The 21,925-nt window shown below is 65.3% G+C and carries 24 protein-coding genes; 9 read left to right on the top strand and 15 right to left on the bottom strand.

What is annotated here, in order from left to right; genetic code table 11:
- Window positions 1–15: 15 nt before the first annotated feature.
- Entirely contained in the window at window positions 16–1,026 is a 1,011-nt protein-coding gene (locus tag V9K97_RS16380) for a Bug family tripartite tricarboxylate transporter substrate binding protein (RefSeq protein WP_337319311.1), read from the top strand.
- Between the two features lie 23 nt (window positions 1,027–1,049).
- Here the strand turns inward: V9K97_RS16380 and V9K97_RS16375 are convergent, their stop codons facing one another.
- From V9K97_RS16375 to V9K97_RS16355, 5 genes are read right to left on the bottom strand one after another with little or no spacing between them, the layout of a single operon-like run.
- Entirely contained in the window at window positions 1,050–1,274 is a 225-nt protein-coding gene (locus V9K97_RS16375) for a formate dehydrogenase subunit delta (protein WP_157611998.1), read from the bottom strand.
- Window positions 1,265–2,122, bottom strand: coding sequence for a formate dehydrogenase accessory sulfurtransferase FdhD (gene fdhD, locus V9K97_RS16370; protein WP_337319309.1), 858 nt, complete (start codon window positions 2,120–2,122; stop codon window positions 1,265–1,267). The genes V9K97_RS16375 and fdhD overlap by 10 nt, the downstream gene beginning before the upstream one ends.
- Entirely contained in the window at window positions 2,119–5,001 is a 2,883-nt protein-coding gene (gene fdhF, locus V9K97_RS16365; protein WP_337319307.1) for a formate dehydrogenase subunit alpha, read from the bottom strand. Before fdhF ends, fdhD begins: the two co-directional genes overlap by 4 nt.
- 19 nt (window positions 5,002–5,020) lie before the next feature.
- Complete coding sequence (locus V9K97_RS16360) at window positions 5,021–6,577, bottom strand: formate dehydrogenase beta subunit (RefSeq protein ID WP_337319305.1); 1,557 nt, start codon at window positions 6,575–6,577, stop codon at window positions 5,021–5,023.
- A complete protein-coding gene (locus V9K97_RS16355) occupies window positions 6,574–7,056 on the bottom strand; it encodes a formate dehydrogenase subunit gamma (protein WP_258503985.1) in 483 nt (160 codons plus the stop codon). The genes V9K97_RS16360 and V9K97_RS16355 overlap by 4 nt, the downstream gene beginning before the upstream one ends.
- A gap of 123 nt (window positions 7,057–7,179) precedes the next feature.
- Between V9K97_RS16355 and V9K97_RS16350 the strand changes: the two genes are divergently transcribed.
- On the top strand, window positions 7,180–8,307 hold the full coding sequence (locus V9K97_RS16350; protein WP_258503986.1) for a helix-turn-helix transcriptional regulator: 1,128 nt from the start codon (window positions 7,180–7,182) through the stop codon (window positions 8,305–8,307).
- On the opposite strand, the gene V9K97_RS16345 is transcribed toward V9K97_RS16350, so the two are convergent.
- The 3 genes from V9K97_RS16345 to V9K97_RS16335 are packed head-to-tail and all read right to left on the bottom strand — an operon-like array spanning window position 8,253 to window position 10,264.
- Window positions 8,253–9,221, bottom strand: a complete 969-nt coding sequence (locus V9K97_RS16345) for a nucleotidyltransferase family protein (protein WP_337319302.1) — start codon at window positions 9,219–9,221, stop codon at window positions 8,253–8,255. The genes V9K97_RS16350 and V9K97_RS16345 overlap by 55 nt on opposite strands.
- A gap of 12 nt (window positions 9,222–9,233) precedes the next feature.
- Window positions 9,234–9,734: a DinB family protein gene (locus V9K97_RS16340; protein WP_337319300.1), complete on the bottom strand. Its 501-nt coding sequence runs from the start codon at window positions 9,732–9,734 to the stop codon at window positions 9,234–9,236.
- Complete coding sequence (locus tag V9K97_RS16335; protein ID WP_337319298.1) at window positions 9,731–10,264, bottom strand: GNAT family N-acetyltransferase; 534 nt, start codon at window positions 10,262–10,264, stop codon at window positions 9,731–9,733. Before V9K97_RS16335 ends, V9K97_RS16340 begins: the two co-directional genes overlap by 4 nt.
- A gap of 79 nt (window positions 10,265–10,343) precedes the next feature.
- Between V9K97_RS16335 and V9K97_RS16330 the strand changes: the two genes are divergently transcribed.
- Window positions 10,344–10,916, top strand: coding sequence for a histidine phosphatase family protein (locus V9K97_RS16330; RefSeq protein WP_337297437.1), 573 nt, complete (start codon window positions 10,344–10,346; stop codon window positions 10,914–10,916).
- Between the two features lie 8 nt (window positions 10,917–10,924).
- Here V9K97_RS16330 and V9K97_RS16325 read toward each other — a convergent pair whose 3' ends face one another.
- Genes V9K97_RS16325 through V9K97_RS16310 form a run of 4 tightly spaced genes read right to left on the bottom strand, consistent with a single transcriptional unit; the run spans window position 10,925 to window position 13,116 of the window.
- The gene (locus V9K97_RS16325; protein ID WP_337297436.1) at window positions 10,925–11,692 is read right to left on the bottom strand and encodes an alpha/beta fold hydrolase; all 768 of its coding nucleotides are present in this window, start codon (window positions 11,690–11,692) and stop codon (window positions 10,925–10,927) included.
- 11 nt (window positions 11,693–11,703) lie between these two features.
- On the bottom strand, window positions 11,704–12,057 hold the full coding sequence (locus V9K97_RS16320) for a hypothetical protein (protein ID WP_337297435.1): 354 nt from the start codon (window positions 12,055–12,057) through the stop codon (window positions 11,704–11,706).
- Between the two features lie 52 nt (window positions 12,058–12,109).
- Window positions 12,110–12,433 carry a 1-deoxy-D-xylulose-5-phosphate synthase gene (locus V9K97_RS16315; RefSeq protein ID WP_337319296.1) on the bottom strand — a complete coding sequence of 108 codons (324 nt, stop codon included), beginning with the start codon at window positions 12,431–12,433 and terminating at the stop codon, window positions 12,110–12,112.
- The gene (locus V9K97_RS16310; RefSeq protein WP_337319294.1) at window positions 12,433–13,116 is read right to left on the bottom strand and encodes a 2'-5' RNA ligase family protein; all 684 of its coding nucleotides are present in this window, start codon (window positions 13,114–13,116) and stop codon (window positions 12,433–12,435) included. The genes V9K97_RS16315 and V9K97_RS16310 overlap by 1 nt, the downstream gene beginning before the upstream one ends.
- Before the next feature lie 112 nt (window positions 13,117–13,228).
- On the opposite strand from V9K97_RS16310, the gene V9K97_RS16305 reads away from it, so the two are divergent.
- From V9K97_RS16305 to V9K97_RS16290, 4 genes are all read left to right on the top strand, one after another.
- Window positions 13,229–13,513 carry a hypothetical protein gene (locus V9K97_RS16305; protein ID WP_337319292.1) on the top strand — a complete coding sequence of 95 codons (285 nt, stop codon included), beginning with the start codon at window positions 13,229–13,231 and terminating at the stop codon, window positions 13,511–13,513.
- Window positions 13,514–13,567: 54 nt separating this feature from the next.
- Window positions 13,568–14,311 carry a hypothetical protein gene (locus V9K97_RS16300; protein ID WP_337319290.1) on the top strand — a complete coding sequence of 248 codons (744 nt, stop codon included), beginning with the start codon at window positions 13,568–13,570 and terminating at the stop codon, window positions 14,309–14,311.
- Between the two features lie 193 nt (window positions 14,312–14,504).
- Window positions 14,505–14,726, top strand: a complete 222-nt coding sequence (locus V9K97_RS16295; protein ID WP_337319288.1) for a hypothetical protein — start codon at window positions 14,505–14,507, stop codon at window positions 14,724–14,726.
- A 38-nt stretch (window positions 14,727–14,764) separates the two neighbouring features.
- Complete coding sequence (locus V9K97_RS16290) at window positions 14,765–17,158, top strand: phosphocholine-specific phospholipase C (protein ID WP_337319286.1); 2,394 nt, start codon at window positions 14,765–14,767, stop codon at window positions 17,156–17,158.
- A gap of 19 nt (window positions 17,159–17,177) precedes the next feature.
- On the opposite strand, the gene V9K97_RS16285 is transcribed toward V9K97_RS16290, so the two are convergent.
- From V9K97_RS16285 to V9K97_RS16275, 3 genes are all read right to left on the bottom strand, one after another.
- A complete protein-coding gene (locus V9K97_RS16285) occupies window positions 17,178–18,149 on the bottom strand; it encodes an alpha/beta hydrolase (protein WP_337319284.1) in 972 nt (323 codons plus the stop codon).
- A 155-nt stretch (window positions 18,150–18,304) separates the two neighbouring features.
- A complete protein-coding gene (gene dkgB / locus V9K97_RS16280) occupies window positions 18,305–19,120 on the bottom strand; it encodes a 2,5-didehydrogluconate reductase DkgB (RefSeq protein ID WP_337319282.1) in 816 nt (271 codons plus the stop codon).
- Between the two features lie 49 nt (window positions 19,121–19,169).
- The gene (locus V9K97_RS16275) at window positions 19,170–20,372 is read right to left on the bottom strand and encodes an MFS transporter (RefSeq protein WP_337319281.1); all 1,203 of its coding nucleotides are present in this window, start codon (window positions 20,370–20,372) and stop codon (window positions 19,170–19,172) included.
- A gap of 239 nt (window positions 20,373–20,611) precedes the next feature.
- Here V9K97_RS16275 and V9K97_RS16270 point away from each other — a divergent pair, with 239 nt between their 5' ends.
- On the top strand, window positions 20,612–20,932 hold the full coding sequence (locus tag V9K97_RS16270; protein ID WP_337319279.1) for a hypothetical protein: 321 nt from the start codon (window positions 20,612–20,614) through the stop codon (window positions 20,930–20,932).
- Window positions 20,933–20,960: 28 nt separating this feature from the next.
- Entirely contained in the window at window positions 20,961–21,902 is a 942-nt protein-coding gene (locus V9K97_RS16265) for an AraC family transcriptional regulator (RefSeq protein ID WP_337319277.1), read from the top strand.
- Window positions 21,903–21,925: the final 23 nt, after the last annotated feature.

Below are 21,925 nucleotides of genomic sequence, written 5' to 3'. Positions count from 1 at the left end.
CGAGGAAAGACAGTCATGACTCATTCTCCCTTTTCACGTTTCTTTCGGCCCGGCCTGCTGCTGGCCGGCGCCGCCCTGTGCGTGGCCGCGTCGTCCGCCGCATTTGCCCAGGCCGAGTGGCCCCAGCAACCCGTCACGCTGATCATGGGCTTTCCGGCCGGCTCCGGCGTGGACGTGGTGGCCCGCGCCATCCAGGAGCCGCTTGCAAAGCAGTTGGGCAAGCCCGTGATCATCGACTACAAGTCGGGCGCGGCCGGCAACATTGCCAGCGAATACGTGGCCCACGCCAAGCCGGACGGCTACACGCTCTCTTTTGGCACCGCCGCCACGCACGGCAGCAACGCCGCGCTCTACAAGAAGCTGCCGTTCGACGTGGAGGCCGACTTCGTGCCCGTGGCGCCGGTGCTCGATGTTTCGAACGTGCTCACCATCAACCCCGAGGTGATCAACGCAAAGACATTGAAGGAGTTCGTCGATCTCGTCAAGGCCAACCCCGGCAAGTACAACTATGCGTCTACAGGCAACGGCGCCGGCACGCACATGGCCTTTGCCGAATTCAATTCGCGCCTTGGCCTGAACATGGTGCACGTGCCCTACAAGGGCGGGCCCGAGGCCATCACGTCGGTGGTGCGCGGCGAAACCTGCTGCATCATGAACCAGGTGCAGACGGTGCTGCCGCACTACAAGGCGGGCAAGGTGCGCCTGCTGGGCGTGACCACGGCCAACCCGGTGGCGGCCGTCAAGGAGGTGCCTACCATCGCCTCGAGCGGTCTCCCTGGTACCAAGGGCTTCGACAGTTCGATCTGGTTCGGCATCTTCGCGCCCAAGGGCACCGATGCGCAGATCGTCAACAAGCTCAACGCCGCGGTGAAGGCGGTGCTGGAGCAGCCCGACATCCGCGAGCGCTTCGAAAGCCAGGGCAACACCGTGCGCATCGAAACGCCAGCGCAGTTCAAGAAGACCGTGCACGACAACCGCGTGAAATGGGCCGAGGTGGCCAAGGCCGCGAATATCAGCATCGATTGATGCAGGGGCGGGGCCCTGCAGTGCTATTCGAGCAGCGCCCGGTGAACGCGAATCGCCTCGGCCGACACCGGGTTCAACGCCCCGCTTCCATCCGCATCCAGGTGCGCGAGCAGCTCCCTGCGCATGCGCGGCTCCCAGAAGCGCTTGAGGTGCAGCGCCAAGTCCTGCAGGGCTTCGCCGCGGTCGGGCATGGCTTCGAAGAAGCTGCCCATCTGGTTCACCATGCGAATCAGCTGGTCTACATGCATTGCTGAAAACCTCGGGCGGTTGCGGGCTGGCCGTTCAGCCGCCCCGGGTGGGTGTAGATGACCAGGTCGTCGCCGCGCACGAAGCCCGCCAGCGTCAGTCCTGATTCTTGCGCGAAGGCCGTGGCCATCGAGGTCGAGGCCGACACCGCGGCCAGCAGCGGCACCCCGGCCGCAACGGTCTTTTGCACCATCTCGAAACTCGCGCGGCTTGTCACGGCGATGAAGCCGGTGGAAGCGGCCAGCGTGCTCTTGGCAAGCGCACCCACCAGCTTGTCGAGCGCGTTGTGCCGGCCGATGTCTTCGCGCACCAGCAGGGCCTCGCCTTCTGCCGTGCACCAGGCCGCCGCGTGCACGGCGCCCGTCACCTTCTGCAGCACCTGCAGCGATGCAAGCTCCCGCATGCCGCGGGCCACAGCGCTCTTCGAGAGCGAGGGGCCCGGCGGCAAGGCCGGCAGTGCGCGCGCGACATGCGCGAGGCTTTCGGTGCCGCACAGTCCGCAGCCCGTGCGGCCGGCCATCGAGCGGCGCCGCTCCTTCAGCCGCGCGAAGGCCGCGCTTGCGACTTCGAGCTTCAGGGTGATGCCCTCGGGCCCGTACTCTTCCTCGATGCCGTAGAGCTCGCCGCGCGCCAGCAAGATGCCCTCGCTGAGCGCGAAGCCCAGCGCAAAGTCGGCCAGGTCGGTGGGTGTTGCAAGCATCACGGCGTGCGCAATGCCGTTGAACTCCAGAGCAACCGGTATCTCCACGGCCACCCAGTCGCGGTTGTCGAAAGCCTGCCGTGCGCGCACGCAGCGCACGGGCAGCAACTCGGCGCCTCCGGGCCGCAGCGGTATGTCGGCCAGGTTCATTTGGCCACCGCTGTTTCTGCCGTTTCGCCGAGCCGCTTGTTCAGCAGTTCTTCCTGCAGCGCGTTGAAGCGGCTGTACTCCTGCTGCCATTCCGAAGGCTGCATCACCGGCATCACCTGCACCGCGGTTACCTTGAATTCGGGGCAATTGGTGGCCCAGTCGGAGTTGTCGGTGGTGATCACGTTGGCCCCCGATTCGGGGAAGTGGAAGGTGGTGTACACCACGCCCGGCTGCACACGCTCCGTGATGGTGGCCCGCAGCACGGTTTCGCCGGCCCGGCTGCGGATGCCGACCCAGTCGCCCTCCGCAATGCCGCGGTCCTCCGCGTCGGCCGGATGGATCTCGAGCCGGTCTTCGCTGTGCCACTGGTTGTTTTCGGTGCGGCGGGTCTGCGCGCCCACGTTGTACTGCGAGAGGATGCGCCCCGTGGTCAATATCAGCGGGTACATGCGCGTGACCTTCTCGTCGGTGGGCACGTACTGCGTGATGATGAACTTGCCCTTGCCGCGCACAAATTCGTCGATGTGCATGGTTGGCGTGCCTTCGGGCGCGGCCTCGTTGCACGGCCACTGCACGCTGCCCAGTTTTGCCAGCTTGGCGTAGCTCACCCCCGTGAAGGTGGGCGTGAGCGCGGCGATCTCGTTCATGATCTCTTCGGCGCTCGAATAGTTCATGGGGTAGCCCAGCGCGTTGGAGAGCAGCTGCGTCACCTCCCAGTCGGCGTAGCCGGCCTTGGGCGGCATGACCTTGGTCACGCGCGAGATGCGCCGCTCGGCGTTGGTGAAGGTGCCGTCTTTTTCCAGGAACGACGCACCCGGCAAGAACACATGCGCGTACTTGGCCGTCTCGTTCAAGAACAGGTCTTGCACCACGATGCACTCCATCGCCATCATGGCCTCGGCCACATGCTGGGTGTTCGGGTCCGACTGCACCACGTCTTCACCTTCGCAGTACAGGCCCTTGAAGCTGCCGGTAATGGCGGCATCGAACATGTTGGGAATGCGCAGGCCCGGCTCGGGCCGCAGCTCCACGCCCCAGGCCGATTCGAAGCTGCCGCGCGCGGTGCTGTCGGACACATGGCGGTAGCCAGGCAGCTCGTGCGGGAAAGAGCCCATGTCGCACGAGCCCTGCACGTTGTTCTGGCCGCGCAGCGGGTTCACGCCCACGCCTTCGCGGCCCACGTTGCCGGTGGCCATGGCCAGGTTGGCAATGCCCATCACCATGGTCGAGCCCTGGCTGTGCTCGGTCACGCCCAGCCCGTAGTAGATGGCGGCATTGCGCTTGCCGTCGTGGCCTTGGGCGAACAGCCGCGCCGCGGCGCGCAGGTCGGCGGCCGGCACGCCGGTCACTTCTTCCATGGCCTCGGGCGAGTTGGCCGGGCGTGCGACAAATTCGCGCCACTCGTTGAACGACTTGGGCTCGCAGCGCTCGGCCACGAAGGCTTCGTCGACCAGCCCTTCGGTCACGATCACGTGCGCCATGGCGCTGATGACCGCCACGTTGGTGCCGGGCTTGAGCTTCAGGTGATAGTCGGCCTTGACGTGCGGCGACCTCACCAGGTCGATGGTGCGCGGATCGACCACGATCAGCCGCGCACCGGCGCGCAGGCGCTTTTTCATGCGCGATGCGAACACCGGGTGGCCGTCCGACGGGTTGGCGCCAATCACCATGATCACGTCCGACTTTTCCACCGACTTGAAGGTCTGCGTGCCGGCCGATTCGCCCATGGTCTGCTTCAGGCCGTAACCGGTGGGCGAGTGGCATACGCGCGCGCAGGTGTCGACGTTGTTGTTGCCGAAGGCCGCACGCACCAGCTTCTGCACCAGGTAGCCCTCCTCGTTGGTGCAGCGCGACGACACCAGGCCGCCGATGGAATCGGTGCCGTACTTGGCCTGGATGCGGCGGAACTCGCTGGCGGCGTAGTTGACGGCTTCGTCCCAGCTCACCTCTTGCCACGGGTCGGTGATCTTGCTGCGGATCATGGGCTTGAGCACCCGGTCCTTGTGGGTGGCGTAGCCCCAGGCAAAGCGGCCCTTCACGCAGGAGTGGCCTTCGTTGGCCTTGCCGTCCTTCCACGGCACCATGCGCACCACTTCATTGCCCTTCATCTCGGCCTTGAAGCCGCAGCCCACGCCGCAGTAGGCGCAGGTGGTAATGGCGCTGTGCTCGGCCTGGCCCAGCCAGATGACCGATTTTTCCTGCAGCGTGGCGGTGGGGCAGGCCTGCACGCAGGCGCCGCAGCTCACGCATTCGGACTCCATGAAGGGCTGGTCTTGGCCCGGCGACACGCGCGACTCGAAGCCGCGCCCGCTGATGGTGAGCGCAAAGGTGCCCTGCGTTTCTTCGCAGGCACGCACGCAGCGGTTGCACACGATGCACTTGGACGGGTCGTACGTGAAATACGGGTTGGACTCGTCCTTGGCGCTCTTCAGGTGGTTGGCCCCGTCATAGCCGTAGCGCACGTTGCGCAACCCGGTCACGCCGGCCATGTCCTGCAGTTCGCAATCGCCGTTGGCGGCGCAGGTGAGGCAGTCGAGCGGATGGTCGGAGATGTAGAGCTCCATCACGCCCTTGCGCAGCTCCTGCAGCCTGGGGCTTTGCGTGCGCACCTTCATGCCGGCCTCTGCCGGCGTGGTGCAAGACGCCGGGTAGCCCTTGCGCCCGTCGATCTCCACCAGGCACAGCCGGCAAGAGCCGAAGGGCTCCAGGCTGTCGGTGGCGCACAGCTTGGGCACCTGCACGCCCGCGTCCACCGCGGCGCGCATCAGCGAGGTGCCCTTGGCCACCGTCACCGGCATGCCGTCGATTTCGAGCGTGACTTCCTCGGTGGACTCGCGCCTGGGCGTGCCGTAGTCGATGTCTTGCGATGGGTTCAGCATGGAGTGGCTCCTGGTCAACTTAGGCTGCAGCGCGGTCGGGGGCTTCGATGCCGAAGTCCTCCGGGTAGTGATTGATGGCGGACAACACGGGGTAGGGCGTCATGCCGCCCATGGCGCAGAGCGAGCCGTGCAGCATGGTGTCGCACAGGTCGCGCAGCAAAATGACTTGCTGCGGCCGGTTCTGGTTGCTGGTGATCTTGTCGATCACTTCCACGCCGCGTGTGGAGCCGATGCGGCACGGCGTGCACTTGCCGCACGACTCGATCGCGCAGAACTCCATGGCGTAGCGGGCCAGCTGCGACATGTCGGCCGTGTCGTCGTGCACCACGATGCCGCCATGGCCCACCACTGCGCCCACGGCGGCATAGGCCTCGTAGTCGAGCGGCAGGTCCCATTGCGATTCGGGCACATAGGCGCCCAGCGGGCCGCCCACCTGCACCGCCTTGATCGGCCGGCCGCTCGCGCTGCCGCCGCCAAAGTCGTACAGGAGCTCGCGCAGCGTGAGGCCGAACGCCTTTTCGACGAGGCCCCCGTGCCGGATGTTTCCGGCCAGCTGAAACGGCAGCGTGCCGCGCGAGCGGCCCACGCCGTAGTGCTTGTAGAAGTCGGCCCCGCGCGCCAGGATGAGGGGAACCGACGCCAGCGTGATCACGTTGTTGATGACCGTGGGCTGGTCGAAAAGCCCCTGCAGCGCCGGCAGCGGCGGCTTGGCGCGCACGATGCCGCGGCGGCCCTCCAGGCTTTCGAGCAGCGCGGTTTCTTCGCCGCACACATAGGCACCCGCGGCCTTGCGCACGATCAAGCGAAAGCTGCGGCCCGAGCCCAGGATGTCGTCGCCCAGAAAGCCCGCCTGCTCCGCATTGCCGATGGCCTCGTTCAGCGTGGCAATGGCATGCGGGTATTCCGACCGCACGTAGATGTAGCCCTCGGTCGCGCCCGTCGCGATGCCCGCAATGGCCATGCCTTCGACCAGCATGAGCGGATCGCCTTCCATCGTCATGCGGTCCGAGAAGGTGCCCGAGTCGCCTTCATCCGCATTGCAGACGATGTATTTCTGGCGCGCCTGCGCGGCCAGCACCGTCTTCCACTTAATGCCGGCCGGAAAGGCGGCGCCGCCGCGGCCGCGCAATCCGGAGTCGAGCACTTGCTGCACGATATCCGCCGGTGCCATTGCCAGCGCGCGGCGGAGCCCCGCAAAGCCTTCGTGCGCCTCGTAGTCGGCCACCGACACCGGGTCGGTCACGCCCATGCGGGCAAAGGTCAGGCGCTCCTGCTTCTTCAGGTAGGCGATTTCTTCCGTCAGGCCCAGGTTCAGCGCATGCGCGCCGCCGTCAAGAAAGCCTGCGTCGAACAGGCCGGCCACGTCGGCGCGCGTGACCGGACCGTACGCAACGCGGCCTTGCGGTGTTTGCACTTCGACCAGCGTTTCCAGCCAGAAAAGGCCGCGCGAGCCGTTGCGCACAATGCGCACCGGCAGGTTGCGCGCAAGGGCTTCGGCTGCAATCTGCCGGGCCACACGGTCGGCGCCCACCGCCAGTGCGGCGGAGTCGCGGGGAACATAAATGGTGGTGGTCATGAGGCTTGCCGCGCTTCCCCGACGATTTCGTCGAACAGCGCCGGCGTGATGCGCGCATGCACTTCGTCGTTGATTGCAATGGACGGCGACGAGGCGCAAAGGCCAAGGCAGAACACCGGCTCCAGCGAGTACTGGCCGTCGGCCGAGGTGCCATGCACGCCGCAGCCCAGCCGTTGCTCGGCATGCGCCAGCAGCGCGTCCGCACCCATCGCCTTGCAGGCCTCGGCCCGGCAGACCTGCACCAGCAGCCGGCCCGCCGGCGCAGAGCGAAAGTGGTGGTAGTAGCTGACCACGCCGTGCACCTCGGCGCGCGACAGGTTGAACTGCTCGGCCACGAGCGGCACCGCATCGGGCGGCACGTAGCCCAGCGCGTCTTGTATGCCGTGCAGCGCGGGCAGCAGCCCGCCGGGCACGTCCTTGTGCGCGGCGGCAATGGATGCCGCGATGCCCAGGCCTGCCGTATCTGTCGTCTCTGTCATATGCTTTTCATCTCCTAATTTCGGAGTTGCCATACCCGTGGTTGCGCGAGTGTATGGAGCAGCATCAAGTGCCACAATATGATGCGACCGGCCCAATAAATATGCTTTGAAAAGCCTAAACCTATGCATGAAGTGCACATCAAGCCGCAATGGACCATTCGCCAGCCCGATGGCGCAGCCCTGGCGCCGCGGGTGATCGAGCTGCTGGTGAAGGTGCTGGAGCACGGCAGCCTGTCCAGCGCCTGCACGGAGGCCGGCGTGTCCTACCGCCATGCCTGGGAGCTCATTCGCCAGGGCGAAGCCATGTTCGGCCAGCCGCTCGTGGCCATGCAGCGGGGCAAGGGCTCCAGCCTCACGCCGCTTGGCGAAAAGCTGGTGTGGGCAGACCGCCGCATCACGGCGCGCCTGTCGCCCTTGCTCGATTCGCTGGCCTCCGAGCTGGGCGCTGAAATAGAAAAGCTGATTCCCACCGCGCCCAACTTGCTGCGCATTCATGCCAGCCACGGTTTTGCCATCGAGGCGTTGCACGGCTTCCTGGCCGCGGCGCAGGTGCCGGGCGATTTGCGCTACTGCGGCAGCGAAGAGGCTGTGGCCTCGCTGCATCACGGCAGTTGCGACGTGGCGGGTTTTCATGTGCCGCTCGGCGCGTTCGAGGCCGAAGCCGTCACCCACTACGGCGCCTGGCTCAACGCCGATACGCAGAAGGTCATCGGCATGGCAACCCGCCACCAGGGCCTGATGGTCGCGCCCGGCAACCCGAAAAAGATCTACTCGCTGGCCGACCTGGCGCGCCCCGATGTGCGCTTCATCAACCGGCAGGCGGGATCAGGCACGCGCTACCTGTTCGATCTTCAGTTGCGCGAGCAGGGCATTGCGCCCGAATCGATCAAGGGCTACGAGCAATGCGAGTTCACGCACGCGGCCGTGGCCGCCTTCGTGGCCAGCGGCATGGCCGACGCGGGCTACGGCGTGGAAACACCCGCGCGGCAGTTCAAGCTGGACTTCATCTCCAACCAGGTGGAGCGCTACTTTCTGCTGTGCGACGAACGCTCGCTCGCCGCGCCCATCGTGCAGCGCATGCTGGACATTCTGCGCAGCGATGCCTATCAGCAGGCGGTGAACCGGCTGCCGGGCTACCAGGCGGTGAACTGCGGCCGTGTGCTGTCGCTCTCCGAGGCGTTCAGTTCATTGGGCAATCAAGCCGCTTCGATCGAAAGCCGGGGCCACCGCTCGGCAAACCGCTTGGCCTGAACGCGCTCGCGGTAGGTCGCAGCGCTTGCCCTCTGCGGGTTGTGCCGAACGCGCAGCTCGAAAAGGTCGTCGAGCCCATGCGGAGCAACGACGCCCAGTGTTCCGTCGTCGTTGAGGTACACGCCAACGCACGTAGCGAACTCCGGCCACGTCGCAACGCCTTCTTCAAGCGAGGCGAGCGGCGCAACAACCTGGCCGAGGGCGTCGGCGAACCAGCGATGGACGCCGGCCTGGTTCGTGACTTCCCAGCAGAGGTTTGGCATGGCTGAGCGAAGCTGCTCTTCGAGGTACGCATCCTGCTCCGGTCCGGCATTCGCATCGAAGTAGACGACGTCCATGTCTTCGACGGCGGAACGGTGGTCGAAGCCATGAAGGGTGTCCCACACCAACGAGCGGATGACACCGGCCCCGATGCACCACGACTGGAGTTGAAGCGAATGGACGGCGTGCAGCGCGGCCATCAGCGGGTCTGACGCGGCCACCATCGCGGTGAGCCTGCGCTCGAGGTGTGTCTGTTGGCGCTGCTGGCCTCGCGAGCGCTCCATCGCAACCGACGAGGTTCTGAAACCCAGCTTGGCAAAGAATTCGGCGGCCCCGGGTCTGCCCGCCCGCAGCACCCACGTGATGCTTGTCTCCGAACCTACGATGTGTTGGACGAGCGCCTGTCCGATTCCTCTCCGGCGGAAGGGCTCGGCGACCACGACCATGGACAGGTATCCGTTGGACAGGCCGTCGCTGATGGCGCGCGCAAAGCCGACAACCTCGCCATCTGCCAGCGCGATTACCGACGTATGCGATGCCGAGATCAAGTGGCCGAGGTACTCGGCATCAGCGATCCGGTGGGCCCATCCGTTAGCCGAAAGGAGCCGATAAACCGCCTCGAGGTCGGAAGCAGCAGCGCTGCGAATCTGCATGTCTTCTGCTCCTCAAAGAACAAGCGGAACATCTCTCAAGAACACCGGCAAGTCCATCGTCGGGGGACGAACCGATGCCTGGTAAAGCATCTGCGCCACGTATCCGCGGTGGTAGGTCTTGTGATTCACCACGTGGAGCAGCATGTCGCCCCGGGTCATCGCGCCTGAGCCGCCGTCGACGAATTCGAAGTGCACGACTTCATCGTGCGCCGTGCCGGAGATCCGGCCGGCGTAGTCGATGTACCAACCGTCGATGAGCGCCTGTGCATCGCGAAGCTCCCCAAGGCTTGGCATCACTTCCGTATTGCGCGAAGTGAAACCATGGCGTTCTCCTTCGAGATGAGCCTTCCAGATCAGGTCGACCACATAGGCGTGATTCAGCGTCTTGACCATGTCGCCCAATGCGGATGCAACGGCCTCGCTTTGCGGCAGCTCGGCCAGTGCTCCGAAGAGGCGCGAGTTTGCCCAGGCCGTGTAGCGCGTGAGCATGCGGATGTTGCGGGTGTCGGTCACAGACGCCTCCGTGAGCTCGGCTCTTCTCGCTCACACCGCATAAGCAGCGCAGGCCCGTCAGGCGTCATGACTTCGCCAACGTCCTTGAAGCCGACTTTTCTGTAGCACCGTATGGCACGTGCGTTCTCGGGCGAGGGGTCTGTCTGCACTTTCGAAACCCTTGGGTCTTGAAAGAGCCGGTCGACGAAGGCCTTGATCATTGCGGTGCCCAGGCCCTGGTTCAATCGCGCGGCGTCTGCCAGGAACTGGTCGATGCCTCTCGCGCCGGCATCGGTTTCGTCTTCCCACCACCCGTCTCCGGAGCCTTGCACCACATAGACCTGGATGAACCCGATCGGGTCATCGTCAAGGCTGGCGATGAATGCCCTGGTCGACGACCTGCCGTCGAGCGTTGGCAGGTACTCGTCCTTTATATCTTCCAGCGTGCTGGGCTCGCTCCACCATTCGGCGACGTGGGGCCGCCGAACCCATTCGTGGAGCATCGGAAAGTCGCTTTCTTCCAATGGCCTGAATGAAAGTGTCGTGGACACGAGCGGTACTCCTTTTCAAGGTGAGGGGGGGTCTTTACTATAGGGCTCGAGTCGGCGTCGACCTGTACCAGGAGTTCACATGAACCGCGCTGCCGTATGCATGCTGCTGGCCAGTGCCCTTGTGCTGGGCTGCGCGCCAGGCCCGGGCCAGACCGACACCGGGTGGGGCGCGCTGCGCAATGGCGATGTCGTTGTGTTCAGGCATGCCGAGGCACCTGGAATTGGAGACCCGCCCGGCATGCGCCTGGACGACTGCAGCACCCAACGCAACCTCGACGACACCGGCCGCAAGCAGGCGCGCCGCATCGGCGAGCGGTTTCGCGAGCGCAGCATTGCGGTGTCCACCGTGCTTACGTCCGAATGGTGCCGTGCGCGCGATACCGCTACCTTGGCCTTTCCCGCCATCAAGGCTCGTGTCGACAGTGCGTTCAATTCGCTGTTCTCCGATCGATCGCGTGAACCCGAGCAAACAGAGCGCGCACGGGCGTTGCTCCTGGCCTGGCGCGGCCCGGGCGTACTCGTGGTGACCACTCACCAGGCCAACATCAGTGCACTGACGGGCGTCGCGCTGGCGTCGGGCGAAGGCGTCGTCATGCGATCGCGCCAGGGCGCCCTGGCAGTGGTGGGCACGCTACCCACTGACGGGCAATGACGCCTGGGTCAGGTGAACGAAGCGACCCAGTCCCAAACTGCTTGGGGTGCCTCGATCATCACGTTGTGGCCGTGCGGCCCGAGGTCGCGTGCATCAGGGTCGAGCGCTCGGGTCTGCTCCATTGTCACCAACGCATCGTCGCGCCCGCGGCCAAGGTGAACGGGGCAGCGGGCCAGCGCCATCAGTTCGGACAGCGGCGGTTTGCCGACCGCATTGGCCCGTGGGTCCATCGCCAGGCGCCATCCATCGGCGTCGCGCTCCACGCCTCTTGCAGCGGCAGCCGCCGATGCATCGGCGATTCCCGCAAGGCCTGAAACCTTCAGGTACCGCTCCCGCGCCTCTTCTTCGGTGGAAAACTGCTTTGCGGGCTGCAATGCCAGCGTTTCCATGCGGCGCAGTTCATCGTCGCTCCACGCCGCCTTGATGCCGGCCCCAAAGACCCGGTGCGGCGCCACACCGAACCAGCCCGTGGCCAGTGCAAGGGCGATCACCCCGCCGAGCGAATGCCCGAGCACCAGCAGCCGCCCTGCGGGATCGACGTGCGGCAGCGCGGCGCGCGCAACGGTTGCGGCGCATTGGCCGATCGCATAAGAGTCTTGCCGGCCGGAGCGGCCGTGGCCGGGCAAATCCAGCGCGAGCCAGCGCCCGGCCCAGCGGGTGCTCGCCATGTCGCACATGGGCGACCACACGGCTCCCGTTGCGCCCATGCCATGCAGCATGAGCAGCAGGTCAGCGCCTTCGCCGCCTTGTTCCGCGTAGATGTTCGCTGTGTGCATCGCATCGCTCCTCAGGCGCGGCGCACTTCCATCACGCCATGCTCGCCGGCCTGCTCATAGACCGATGGCACGCGCGCGGCCAGGTGCAAAAGAATGCGTGGCGCCTGCTTCTTGACGGACCACCGCACCAGGATGCCGGCCACCACCAACGGCCCGCCGATCCACGGATGCCCGGCCAACGCCGCGGCAATGCCGGGGCCGATGAGGGCAAGGGCCAATGCCGTCGCATGCATGCGGTGCGACACGAAGGGCGCCGCCAGCGCGGGGTTGACGATGACCCGAAAGCGCCCTTGCGGCAGCCCCTCGCGGAATTCCTCGAAAGGAATGTGTTCGGCGGTCTCCTGCGTGTCGTTATGTTGGCTCATGGGCGCATTCTGGCCAAATGGCTGTGGGTCGGCTACTGCTGCTTTCGATAGCTCAGCGGCGGCCCTTGCTCTCCGGTGGGGCGTGCCCACGGATCTTCGACCAGTACTCATCTCGAGCGTCGTCGTCTATGGCTGGCTTGATGTGCGTTGCATACAGGGCGTCTTTGCCGTCCCTCCTGGGACCAGAGATCCAGTAGTGCTCGCCGGTTTCAACGTCGTAGTAGTTCGATTTGAAGCCGTCGCCCTTGAGGCTGCAGAACGCCTTGCCTCCGTAGTAGAGCGTTGCGCCAGATTTGGAACTGGTGACGTGGCCGATGCGGGCCGGCCCCGTCAGCCCGCCCGTCTTCGCTTCGATGTACATGATGCGGCTTTTCATCAGCGCTCACCCTTGGGAAGATCAAAGACGTGCAACTCTTCCCATCGGCCGGTCGAGTTTTCGATCAGCACGACCGAAGTGCAATTTGCGCCGACAGCACCGAATGCATCGAGCCGGCTCTGCACCTCAGCGGCGACTGCGCTGGCTTCGGCAGCATCACCATGGGCCACCGTGAGGTGCGGAACGATGCCTTGGTGCTCTCCGCCGTAAGGCTGAAAATCCGGAAAAGCCTCTACGAGCGCTTTGGTCATTCTGATGAAGGGCTCGGCAGGTTGCGGTGCGACATACGCAGTTGTCGGAAAGCACGCCACGGTATTCAGCGAAAAGGAGAACGCAGCAACTGTGTTCAACACGCTTTGCGCCCGCTCCAATACGGCAGGTGTGATGTGCCGAGGGTCCATGAACGGCACGAGCACGGTGATATGCGCGGGCACTCCCAATTCGGTTGTCGCATCGAAACGCCGGCGCAGGTCGCCGACGAGCGCTTCGGCCGAGGGCACCGGAACAATGAATGCGGATATCGACATGGCCCGATGATATTCATCAAGCCGCGTACTCCGCATCGCCTCATGCGAGATCTCCTGACGGCGTTCTGCAATCCGTTCGTGAGCGATAACAAGGGGCTGGACGTGCACCTCGCTGACACGGGCCATCGCTATGAGGAGGAACACTTCGGCCTGCACCGAAACGTGCGCGCCCTCGGCCTACGCAAAAGTCCGTTGTCGGCTGTAGAACGCCGGGCCGGCGCCAGGAGAGTCTTCGCTGCAGATTCAATCTTCGAACGAAAGGCTTTCCATGCGCGCCAACGACAAATCGATGTTCGGACCCGTTGCCGATGAACTGACGCCGCTCGAAATTTCCCAGGCCGTTCTCCAGGGCGAAGAAAACCCCAACACGGCACGGCCGCTCACGCCGCTCGAACAGGCCGCCACAGGCATTGGAACGGGCAGCGGACAACGCTCGTCGCTCGGCCGCATGCTATGCAGCCCCGCGGTGGCTTGGGGCGCCGCGGCCATGGCGGGCCTGGGCCTTCTTGCCGCGCTGGCCTATGCAAGGCGGGAGCCCACGCTCAGGCCTTGACGCCGCTCGCGGCGATGGCGGGCACGCGGAACCTGCCTCACTACACTGCTGTGGATGAGCCTTTCCCCTCCACCGCATCGCGTGCGAGAAGACCACCTCGTTTCCTACTTCCTGAGCGGCGACGCCATGCGCAGTCGCAGCGTAGGCGATGTCGTGCTGTCCGGCACGGTCGATGTGCCGATGCCTCCTGCAAGGCTCACAGCCGATTGGGAGCGCGAGATCTCTTCACGACTGGCCTTGGAGCCCGGAGACGTGGAGCCGCTGCCCCTGGCACGGGCGCGTGCGCGCTGGCCCGACTACGCGCGCTGCGTGCAGGCCGCGGCGGAGTGGACGCGCGCGCTCGGCCTGGGCGACGTGCTTGCGTCGAGCGACGTTGCCCTCATGGCTTGCCGCGGTGCGAGGTACCACCACGATGCGGCGCAATACGGCGGTGCGGGCTTCTGCAATCTCTTCGTGAGCGAGGACAAGGGGCTGGACGTGCACTTTGCTGGCACGGGCTATCGCATTCCGCTAGCGCGCGGCACGGTCCTGGTCTTCGATACCGGCCAGCCACATGCGGTGGTTCCGCGCGGCGGCAGCAGCTTCGATGCGGCCACCTTCGGCCCCGAGAAAGATTGCACCCAGGTGTTCCTTACCTGGGAGCTGCCCATTGAAGACGCCCGCGTGGCGCGCGCACTCGGCGTTGCGTTTGACGTCGATTCTTCAACCGCATCGCAACTGCATGAAGAGCAGGTGAGGGTGAACGGCGCGCGAGCCATCGTGTGCCCTGAATCCGGCCGATGGGCGCCGTTCGACTGAGAACCATCGGCAATGCATTACCAATGCATTACTGATTTGCCTCCAATGCCTACCAAGGTTCGCATCGCTGCTACATCGCGGTGTCATGGCTGCTTCGTACGCTTGATGCGGCCTTGATGCATTGGCGGCGGAGACACCGCCGGTCGTCAAAGGCCATTCAAATTGCCTTGGCGAAATCAGGAGTGACTCATCCATGCATTCACGGCTTTTGTATTTGCGCGCGCCGCTCGCGCTGTTGGTCCTCGCTTGCGCGTTAAGCGCATGCGGCGGTGGTGATGGCGGTGGCGGAAGTGGCGGCCTCAGCGCCAGCGTCACCGCGAAGGACAGCGGCGACAACACGGCCAAGACCGACCCCGCACCGACCCCGCCCAACGCCGGCAACAACAGCGAACCCACCGTCAGTTACGCCCCCTGAAGGCGCGCGCATCATCAACACCTGAAACCGACCCCACCATGACCACACGTCGCAAGTTTCTCCAGAGCGCCACGGGCACCGGCATTGCAGCCGCCACGCTGGCCACCTTTCCGCCCAGCATTCGCCGCGCGCTGGCCATTCCGGCGCACCACGACACCGGCACCATCAAGGACGTGAAGCACGTCGTGCTGCTGATGCAGGAGAACCGGTCGTTCGACAGCTACTTCGGCACCTTCAAGGGCGTGCGCGGCTATGGCGACCGCTTTGCCATTCCGGCGCCCAATGGCAAGACCATCTTCCACCAGACCTATACCAAGACATCGCCGCCCAGCACCTATGTGCCCTACCGGCTGGACGAGAGCAAGGGCAATGCGCAGCGCGCGGGCAGCACGCCGCACAGCTGGTCTGATTCGCAGGCCGCCTGGGACCATGGCCGCATGTTCAAGTGGCCGGACTCCAAGAACCTGCTGTCGATGGGCTACTACGACACTGCGGAAGTGCCGTTCCAGCGTGCGCTGGCCGAGGCCTTTACGCTGTGCGACCACTACCACTGCGGCATGCACACCGGCACCATTGCCAACCGCCTGTTCTACTGGAGCGGCACCAATGGCCCCAACGGCACCAGCCCGGTCGATGGAAGCAAGGTGCAGCTGGCGGTGCTCAACAACCAGTTCAATGCGGGCAACGACATTGGTGCCTCCACCGAAGGCTGGACCTGGACCACCTATGCCGACCGGCTCGAAAAGGCCGGCGTCAAATGGAAGGTCTACCAGAGCCTGATCGACAACTTCGGCTGCAACGAGATGATGAGCTTCAGGCACTGGCGCACCGCCATCGAGCAGATGCCCGAAGCCCGCCGCCCGGTGTATGTGCCCGCCACCGACATCACGCAGCCGGTGACCGCCGCGGGGCCGTTTTATGACCCGGCCATCGACGACCCGCTCAGCCCGCTGGCCAAGGGCTTCGGCAACACCATGCCGTATGGCTTTCTCGAAACCTTCCGTGAAGACATTCGCAACGGCACCTTGCCCGCAGTGTCGTGGATCATTTCGCCGTCTGCCTACAGCGAGCACCCCGGCCCCTCGAGCCCGGCCAAGGGCGGCTGGTATGTGCAGGAAGTGCTGGACGCACTCACCTCCAACCCCGAGGTGTGGAGCAAGACCGTGCTGCTCATCAACTTCGACGAGAACGACGGCTTCTTCGACCACCTGCCTTCGCCCGCGGTGCCGTCGCGCAACCCCGACGGCTCGCTGGCCGGTGCCACCACCATGGCCGAGGCCGACGTGGCCGTCGAATATCACAACTACACGCCGGCCACGCCGCGGCAGCCCGCCATGGACGGCCGGCCCTACGGACCCGGCCCGCGCGTGCCGATGTGGGTGGTTTCGCCGTGGAGCCGGGGCGGCTGGGTCAACTCGCAGGTGTGCGACCACACCTCGACGCTCATGTTTCTCGAAAAGTGCTTTGGCGTGGCCGAACCGCAAATCAGCAAGTACCGCCGCGCCGTGTGCAGCGATCTCACCAGCGCCTTCAACTTCGAGCGGCCCAACGACGAGCCTTTGCCCACTCTGGCAGGCCGCAAGACCAAGGCAGAGGCCGATGCGCTCACCGCCGCGCAGCAGACCATGCCGAGCATCGTGCCTACGGCCGATGCCGCATTGCCCGTGCAGGCAACCGGCGTGCGGCCCTCGCGCGCGCTGCCCTACGAGCTGCACACCAGCGCCCGCAGCGATTCGCTCAACGGCCGCGTTCAGCTGCTGTTTGCCAACAGCGGCAAGGCGGCTGCCGTGTTCCACGTGTACGACAAGCTGCACCTGTCGGACAGCCTGCCGCGCCGCTATGCGGTAGAGCCCGGCAAGCAGCTCGACGGCTACTGGAACGCCATGACCGACAACGCCGGCCTGTACGACCTGTGGGTGCTCGGCCCCAACGGCTTTCACCGCCAGTTCAAGGGCGACCTGAACCGGCTGCGCGCCGGCGGTGCGGCCGCGCCCGAAATTCGCGTGGGCTACGACACGCGCCGTGGCGACATCTACCTGCAGATGCGCAACGACGGCCGGCGCGATTGCCGCTTTACCGTGCAGTCGAACAAGGCCTACCCGCGACCCGACGCCTACCAGGCCGGAGGCAAGGACCGCCATGAAGACCGCGAAGACAACGACCGCCGCCACGACAACAACGGAAGCAACAACCACGGCAACCACGGCAACAACGGCATCTACCGCCCCCACCCCGACGGCTCATGGCGCGTGCGCGTCAAGGGCGGCGGCGACACCGCCATGCGCTGGAGCCTGGACGCCAGCGGCCAGTGGTACGACTTTGTGGTGACCTGCGATGCCGACCCGTCTTTCTACCGGCGCTTTGCCGGCCGCATCGAGACGGGCCGGCATTCGGTGAGCGACCCGGCCATGGGGCTGCCAGACCGCTTCTGACCGCGACAGCCGGGGCCTACTACGGCAGCAGCTTCGCAACCGAATCCGTGAACGACGGAATATCGGTTGCGGTGTGCGTGGTCGAGTAGGTGGTTTCTTCCACCGTCAGGCCCTGGTACACGCGCCCCTGCAGCCGCCTGAATATCGAGTCGACAGGGCCCGAGTTGCACTCGACCGGGTCGCTGCAGCGCGTAAGAATGAGCGTGGCGGGCAGGGGCCGGCCGTTGAGCGCGTCGTGCATTTGCTGCTCGAGGTTTTCGTACTCCGGCCCCTGGTACGAATACGCGCCTTCAAACGACAGGAAGTGCGAGAACGTCAAGCTGCCCGCCGCCCCTTCGAGAAAGAGCGCAATGCCCGCCATGCTCCCGCTCAGCGACAGGCCGGTGAGCATGCGCTTGCCTGTGTCGGCGCGGTACTTCGCTTCGATGAACGGCACCAGCTCTTGCGTCAGAAAGTCGTGATACGCCCTGGCGCCGGGCAAGGTGTAGTCCTGCTCGCGGCGCGACGTGCCGCCAATGCCGACCAGGATTGCCTGCGTTCCACGGCTTTCGAGAATGTCTTTGAAGTTGGAAAAGCGCGTGCCCGGCGGGTTGAAGATCGCGTCGCCGTCCATCGCGTAGATGATGGGATAGCGCGTTGAGCTGCCGTCGTAAGAAGCGGGCAGGTAGATCTCGAGCGGATAGCTTGCGCCGGTCTTGGTCGAGGCAATGCTGTCGGAAACCACGCGGCTGGTTGCCGGGGGCGGATCGACCGGCTCAGCAGGTGGAGGCGCGGGCGGTGCAGCGGGAGTGTCCGTTGGGGGTGGCGCCGGCGGCTGTGGAGGAGGCGCAGTAGACGTATCGCTCGGCGGTGGCGCGGTACCTACCGCGGCAATGGGAAACGCGGCGCCACCACCTCCGCCGCCCCCGCCGCCGCAGCTCGACATACCGAGCACCAGCGCCCAGCCTCCGACGAATACGAACGCGCGCAGCGCTCGTCCAAGTTGCAGCATCGCAACTCCTCGATCGATTGTGGTTTCAGAGAAATGCCGTCAGTTGCCACGTCGACAAAGTGCGCGCGCAAGCCAATACAGCCTCTCTTCAGAATGCCACACGAGCCCGCCTTTGCGGGTCGATCAAGGGGTAGCTCAGCCCTGAAACACTCGTATCAATCCCATGCGGGCGAAAGGCCCGCCGGGTCCGTCAGCCGCTCGCCGCGGTCGAGTGCCGCAATCTGCGCAAGCTCGGCATCCGTTAGCCGCAACTGCTGCGCTTTCAGGTTGCTTTCGAGGTTGGCGCGTTGGGTCGATGACGGAATGACCGCATGGCCCAGCTGCATGGCCCACGCCAGCACCACCTGCGCGCTGGTCGCGTTGTGCGCCTTGGCAATCGCCTCGATCACCGGGTCGGCCAGCACCTTGCCGTAGGCCAGCGTCATGTAAGAGGTGATGTGAATGCCCTGGCTCTTCGCAAACTCTGCCACCTTGCGGTTCTGCAGGTAGGGGTGCAGCTCGATCTGGTTGGTGGCAATGTTCTGCGCACCCACGGCCGCAATGGCCTTCTTCATCAGCGCGACGTTGAAGTTGGAAATGCCGATCTGCCGCGTGAGCCCCTGCGCCCTGGCATCGGCCAGCGCGCCCATGAACTCCGCCACCGACACCGCGTTGCCGGGCGAAGGCCAATGGATCAGCGTCAGGTCGACATGGTCTGTGCGCAGCTTGACAAGGCTTTCTTTCAGGCTGAGCACCAGCTTGTCTTTCGCGTAGTTGTCCGTCCAGATCTTGGTCGTGATGAAGAGCTTGCTGCGCGGCACGCCGCTTTCGGCAATGGCCTGGCCCACCTCGGCCTCGTTGCCGTAGATCTGCGCCGTGTCGATGAGTCGGTAGCCCAGGTCGAGCCCGTTCTTCACGGAGTCGATCACCACCTGGCCCTTCAGGCGAAAGGTGCCGAGGCCGAAGGCGGGAATGGTGTTGTCGGTTGTCATGATGTTGTTCGTCCTTGTGGGTTTTAAAAAAGAGAAAGAAGAGGGCCGCTCAGTGCCCCGCCGGCACCGGGCCCGAAGCCCGCACCGGAATGCCGGCACGGCGGTCGAGTGTTCCGCTCCACTGCGTGAGCGCCAGCGACACCAGCACCACCAGCGCACCGATCCACGGCGTGTGCATCAGGCCAAGGTGCGTCACGATCAGCCCGCCCACCCATGCTGCGAGCGCAATGCCCAGGTTGAACGCCGCGATGTTCAGGCCCGAGGCCACGTCGACCGCCTGCGGCGTAAAGCGCTCGGCCTGCTTCACCACATACACCTGCAGCCCCGGCACGTTGCCGAAAGCCACCGCGCCCCACATCAGCACCGCCACCAGCGCCAGCCACTTGTGCGGCGCTGCAAAGTTGAACACCAGCAGCACCGCGGCCAGCAGCGCAAAGATGATCTTCAGCGCCGGAATCGGCCCCATGCGGTCGGCCAGCTTGCCGCCCCAGATGTTGCCCACCGCCACCGACACACCGTACACCAGCATCACCCAGCCCACAGCGCCTGCGCTGAAGCCCGACACCTGGGTGAGGATGGGCGCCAGAAACGTGAACGGAATGAACGAGCCGCCGTAGCCGATGGCCGTCTTGGCATACACCAGCAACAGCCGCGGCTCCGCCAGAACCTTGGCCTGCTGCGCCAACGAGGCAGGCGCCGTGTGGCGGATGTTGCTGGGCACGAAAACCCAGCTGCCGATGAACGCAATGACGCCCAGCGCAGACACTGCCAGAAAAGTCTCGCGCCAGCCAAAGTGCTGCCCGATGAACGTGCCCAGTGGCACGCCCGTAACCAGCGCCACCGTGAGCCCGGTGAACATGATGGCAATGGCGCTCGCGGCCTTTTCCTTCGGCACCAGGCCCGTGGCAATCGTCGAGCCAATCGAGAAGAACACCCCGTGCGCCAGCCCAGTGAGCACGCGAGCGGCAATCAGCGATTCATAACTCGGCGCCTGCCACGCCAGCAAGTTGCCGAGCGTGAACAGCGCCATCAGCCCGAGCAGCAGCCCCTTGCGCGGCAGCTTGCCCGTGAGCGCGGTGAGCACCGGCGCGCCTATGGCGACACCCAGCGCATAGAGGCTGACCAGCAGGCCCGCCGAGGGAAGGCCGATGCCGAGATCAGCAGCGACAGTGGGGATGAGGCCAACGATGACGAACTCGGTCGTCCCGATGGCGAAGGCGCTAAGGGTCAGCGCGAGTAGGGCGATTGGCATGAGGCACTCCTTCTTGGGTTAGCAGGAGTGTCTTGGGATTACCTTTGCGGATAAATGGGGTTCTGAGCAGAAGATAGTTGCGCTTGAATCAAGTATCAACGCGGGCTTCGTTCTCGTTCGGTGGGGCGAATGAGCCTGGAAAGACGGAAGCTCGTCGATATACTGCGCCCCGTCGTGTCCGTTGGTGCGGCCGGGTTTGGAAGCCTGATGAAACCTCTGCGAACCTTGGAGACCATTTCATGGCTGAATCTTCCCGTGCGCGTCCGCAATCTCGCAGTGCTTCTGCTTCTTCTCTCGACGCCAAGTTCGACGCACTCGCTCTGCAAGCCTGCGACAATGCCGGCGCCCTCAACGACGTAGTACGCGCCTACACGGCGCTCGAAAAGCTCATCGACACCAGCGCCCTGAGTGACTGCGAAGTACTCACCCCAAGCCGCACCGAACTGAGCGCCTTGCTGCGCCTGCTCAACGACGCCCTGCTGGTCCGCATCAACACCGTCAACGCCGCCACTGGGGTAGTTCACGAAGCGCTTCAACGGAACACTCACGGTGCCATGTAGCGCCAGCTTTTTCTCCACAACACAGCCGATGCCCGTTTCACCCGTTGCCGATGGCAAATCTGAAAGCGTTTCCGCCACTTGGGCACGCCTCCGGAACATGGTCGCGGCGCGAGCCTCTTCAGACGGCCGCACCGACGCCCTCTACCCCGGCCTGCGCTACTACCGCTTCTCCCAACCCATTCGCTACGAGAAAACCCAACGCCTCACACCCGGCGTCGTGGTCGTCCTGCAAGGCCGCAAGACCGCGCACCTCGGTGCTAGCGACCGCCGCTCGCTGGACTACGGCGCCACCCAATGCCTGGTGCTCGGCGCCGAGGTCGCGTGCCTCGGCACGGTGGTCGGGGCGAGCGCCGAAGAGCCGTACCTCGCCATTCATCTCGACCTGCCGCCCGATGTGCTGGTCAAGTCTTTCGTCGCGCTGGCAGAAAGCGGCACGCTCGCGGCCGAGCCGGCCCGGGTGACCGAGAACTTCACGGCGCCGGTGGGGCCGGAGGTGGTCGAGGCCTTCGCGCGCCTGCTGCTGGCGGCCGACGACCCGGTAGACCGCCGCACGCTTGCGCCGCTGGCGGTCGAAGAGATCGTGCTGCGGTTGCTGCGCTCCGAGGCTGCGGCGGCCATTCGCAGCGCGAGCGCCGTCACCAAGGCGGGCGCACGCATACAGGCGGCCATCGCCTTCATGCGCCGCCACTTGGGCCGGCCGCTGTCGGTGGCCGAAATTGCCAGCCACGTGCACATGAGCCCGTCGCACTTCGCGCACAGTTTCCGCGAGGTGGCCGGGGTCACGCCGATGCGCTGCATTCGCGACTTGCGGCTGGAAGAGGCGCGCATGCTGATGCTGGGCACGGGGCTGCGCCCCGGCGATGCGGCTGCGAAGGTGGGCTTCGAGAGCGCGGCGCATTTCAACCGCGCGTTCCGCAGGCGGTTCGAGGCAACGCCCGCGGAATACGTGCGGCGCGTGCAGTCGGGTTGAAGGGACGGGGGAGGGGGACGGGG

This window comes from Variovorax sp. CCNWLW186, assembly GCF_037203865.1.
Taxonomy (GTDB): Bacteria; Pseudomonadota; Gammaproteobacteria; order Burkholderiales; family Burkholderiaceae_C; genus Variovorax.
The sequence above is the reverse complement of the archived record's forward strand: the minus strand, read 5'-3'. Positions and strand labels throughout refer to the sequence as shown.